3 protein-coding genes are annotated in these 3,412 nt (G+C 73.9%); all 3 read left to right on the top strand.

Annotated features, from left to right (window positions below; translation table 11 throughout):
- Positions 1 to 344, top strand: a 344-nt coding sequence (locus E1258_RS31130; RefSeq protein ID WP_207919870.1) for a cellulose-binding domain-containing protein, incomplete at its 5' end; no start/stop codon positions are given.
- A gap of 56 nt (positions 345 to 400) precedes the next feature.
- Entirely contained in the window at positions 401 to 1,561 is a 1,161-nt protein-coding gene (locus tag E1258_RS31135; RefSeq protein WP_207919872.1) for a hypothetical protein, read from the top strand.
- A 462-nt stretch (positions 1,562 to 2,023) separates the two neighbouring features.
- Positions 2,024 to 3,148 carry a cellulose binding domain-containing protein gene (locus E1258_RS31140; protein ID WP_371688710.1) on the top strand — a complete coding sequence of 375 codons (1,125 nt, stop codon included), beginning with the start codon at positions 2,024 to 2,026 and terminating at the stop codon, positions 3,146 to 3,148.
- Positions 3,149 to 3,412: the final 264 nt, after the last annotated feature.

Here is a 3,412-nt window from a genome sequence, read left to right on the forward strand (position 1 = left end):
CGCCCCCGCCGACCACCGCTCCGCCGGCCGGGTGCCTGGTCACCTGGACGCCCAATGAGTGGACCGGCGGGTTCACGGCGGACGTGCGGGTGACCAACCGTGGCCCGGCGCTGAACGGATGGGCGCTGACCTGGACGTTCGGTGCCGACCAGCGGATCACAAACGCCTGGAACGCGCAGGTGACCCAGTCCGGGGCCGCCGTCACCGCCCGCAACGTCGCCTGGAACGCCAGCCTGCCGCAGGGCGGCACGGTGAGCTTCGGCTTCCAGGCCAGCTTCGGCGCGACCAACCCGCGCCCCGACGGCTTCGCGCTCAACGGTGCCGCCTGTCAGGTCAGTCCGTAGCGGGCGACGGCGGCACCGGGATTTCCGGCTGGACGGTGGGGTTGGATGATGCGGGGGTGACCGACCCCGGACCACCACGGCACCCACGGCGGCGGTGGCCGGGGGCCGGAGTCGCGGCGGCCACCGTCGCTGCCGTCGTCGTGGCACCCGGCGCGGCGGTGGCCGATCCCGTCGCCGGGCTCGCGCCGACACCGGGCACCCCGGTGTGCCAGATCCGCGACGACCGGTTGACCGAGATATCCGGCCTGGTCGCCACCGATGACGGGTTCGTCGTGGTCAACGACGGCGCCGAGGAGGAGTCCCGACGCCGGATCTTCTTTCTCGACACCCGCTGCGCGGTGGTGCGGACGGTGCGCTACCCGTCCCGGCCCCGCGACACCGAGGATCTGGCCGTCGGCGCCGACGGCACGATCTGGGTCGCCGACATCGGCGACAACGACCGGGCCCGCCGGACGGTCGCCCTGTGGAAGCTGCCGCCCGGGGCGGCCCGCCCGGTGCTGCACCGCATGACGTACCCCGACGGCGCGCACGACGCGGAGGCCCTCCTGGTCGACGGCGCCGGGCGGCCGCTGATCGTGACGAAGCAGGGCGGCAGCGCGGGCCTGTACCGCCCCGCCGCGCCGCTGCGGGCGGGCGGGACCGTGCCGCTGGCCAGGGTGGGGCAGGTGCGGCTGCCGTCCACCACGACCCGCAACCCGTACTCCTTCGTCGGCCGAGGCGTGGTCACCGGCGCAGCGGGCGCGCCCGACGGGCGGCGGGTGGTCCTGCGCACCTACGCCGACGCCTTCGCCTTCGACGTCGCCGGCGGCGATCTCGTCACCGCCCTCACCGCCGGCAGGCCCAGCACCATTCCGCTGCCGGACGAACCGCAGGGCGAGTCGGTCAGCTTCAGCCGCGACGGGCGGTCCCTGCTCACGGTCTCCGAGACGGCGAACCAGCCGCCCGGCACGCGACCGAGAATTCTGCGTTACGCCCTGCCACCCAGGCCGACCCCGTCGCCGCCCCGCACCGGCCCGGCACCGGCCGGCACCGGCCGTGCCGACGACCGCGACCGCGACGGCGGGGCCGATGACGGTGGGGCCGCCGGACGCGGTTCCCGTGACCGTGCCGAGCGCGGCGGCACCGCACCCCTGCTGGTGGGCGGCGTCGCGGCGGCGTTGGCGCTGCTCGCCCTGGGAGTGGCCACGGCGAGGGGTGCCCGTCGCGGGGGGCGGTAGCCTTCGGGCCCCTGGCCGTCGACTGATCCGATCGACGCGCGGCCGTTCTGACCGGCCCGGTCGTGCTGGGGTACGGCGGGCCGGTCGTCGGGCTGTGGCTGTCCGCGAACGACCTGACCCGCCGCCGACGCCCGAAAGTATCGCGCCGCGTCGATTTATTGTGGGTGTTAGCGGTAACACGTTATGGTGTCGGCGGCCAGGGTGAGGGCACGCTCCAGCCACGGGCCGCCGGTCGCCGCTCGGGAGCCGGGCCGGCAGCGCACCCGTACGGGCACCGTCGACGGTGGGCCGTGCCGCGCCGTACTTAGCAGCTTGCGGTGGTGCGCCGACCCGCCGTGCCCCGGCTCAGCCCTTTCAGGCCGGCGCGGGCGGACCTCGCCGAGGCCGTCGCGCCGCGCCCGTCTCCAGCACCGCGCCCTGGCGTGCCCCTCGCCTGGGGCGACCAGCATCGGGAGGACACGCATGATACGAAGAACTCGCCTGTTCGCCGCGGCGGCGGCGGTCATGGCGCTCGTCGCCACCGCCGTCACGTTCGCGATCGGCCCGGCCAACGCCGAGTCCAACGGCGGCGTGCGGGTGATGCCGCTCGGCGACTCGATCACCGACGGCTTCAACGTCCCGGGCGGCTACCGCATCGACCTGTGGCAGAAGCTCGCCGCCGGCGGCTACCGGATCGACTTCGTCGGTTCGATGTTCAACGGGCCAACCAGCCTCGGCGACCACGACCACGAGGGCCACTCGGGGTGGACCATCGCCCAGGTCGACGCCAACGTCGTCAACTGGCTGCGGGCGACGACCCCCCGCACCGTGCTGCTGCACATCGGCACCAACGACATGTACGGCGACCCGACCGCCGCCGCGTCCCGGCTCTCCACGCTGCTCGACCGCATCATCACGACCGCGCCGTCGGCGGACGTCTTCGTCGCGACGATCATCCCGCGTTCCGGCAGCACCGACAACGCGGTGCGGACGTACAACGCGGCCATCCCGGGCATCGTGCAGAGTAAGGTCAACGCCGGTCGCCGCGTGCACCTGGTCGACATGTACCGGGCGCTGACCCTGGTCGATCTCGCCGACGGTGTGCACCCCAACGCGACCGGCTACAGCAAGATGGCCACCACCTGGTACAACGCGCTGCGCGCGGTGCCGGGCAGCATCGGCGGCACGCCTCCGACGACGGCGCCTCCGACGACGGCGCCTCCGACGACGGCGCCTCCGACGACGGCGCCTCCGACGACGGCGCCTCCGACGACGACGCCTCCGCCCGCCGGCGGGTGCCGGGTGTCGTACACGGTCAACGCCTGGAGCACCGGCCTGACCGCCGCCGTCACGATCACCAACACCAGCGCCACGACCGTCGACGGCTGGAGCCTGGCGTTCACGTTGCCGAGTGGGCAGAGCATCACCGGCGGCTGGAACGCCACCTACACCCCCACCAGCGGCGCGGTGACCGCCCGTAACGTCTCCTACAACGGCAGCGTCGCCCCGAACGGGTCGGTGGACATCGGGTTCCAGGCGAACCACACCGGCAACGCCGGTAGACCGTCCTCTTTCACCCTCAACGGCACCGCCTGCTCGATCGTCTGACGTCCGTCGGGCCCCCGCGCCCGTACCGTTCGTGAGGGCCCGACGGGCGGTCGACGGCGCTTTGGCGCGGGCAGATCGCGGCCCGCGACGACGGGCGCGGCCATCCGCGGTCGCCTGTGACCTGCGTTACCTGTGGCCGGACGGGGAATCAGCCGCCGGGATTCGGATTTGCAGCCTGTTGTGACCGCTGCATCGTTTTCCGCCCTGCCCAGCGACGACCGGACCGAGGCCGCCCGATGACCGCCCCCGTCGACGCCCCCGTGG

Source organism: Micromonospora sp. KC207, from assembly GCF_004348615.1.
GTDB lineage: Bacteria > Actinomycetota > Actinomycetes > Mycobacteriales > Micromonosporaceae > Micromonospora.

Coding starts and splice junctions, on each gene's coding strand:
- E1258_RS31140 (WP_371688710.1), top strand. CDS start 2,024: ATGATACGAAGAACTCGCCTGTTCGCCGCGGCGGCGGCGGTCATGGCG.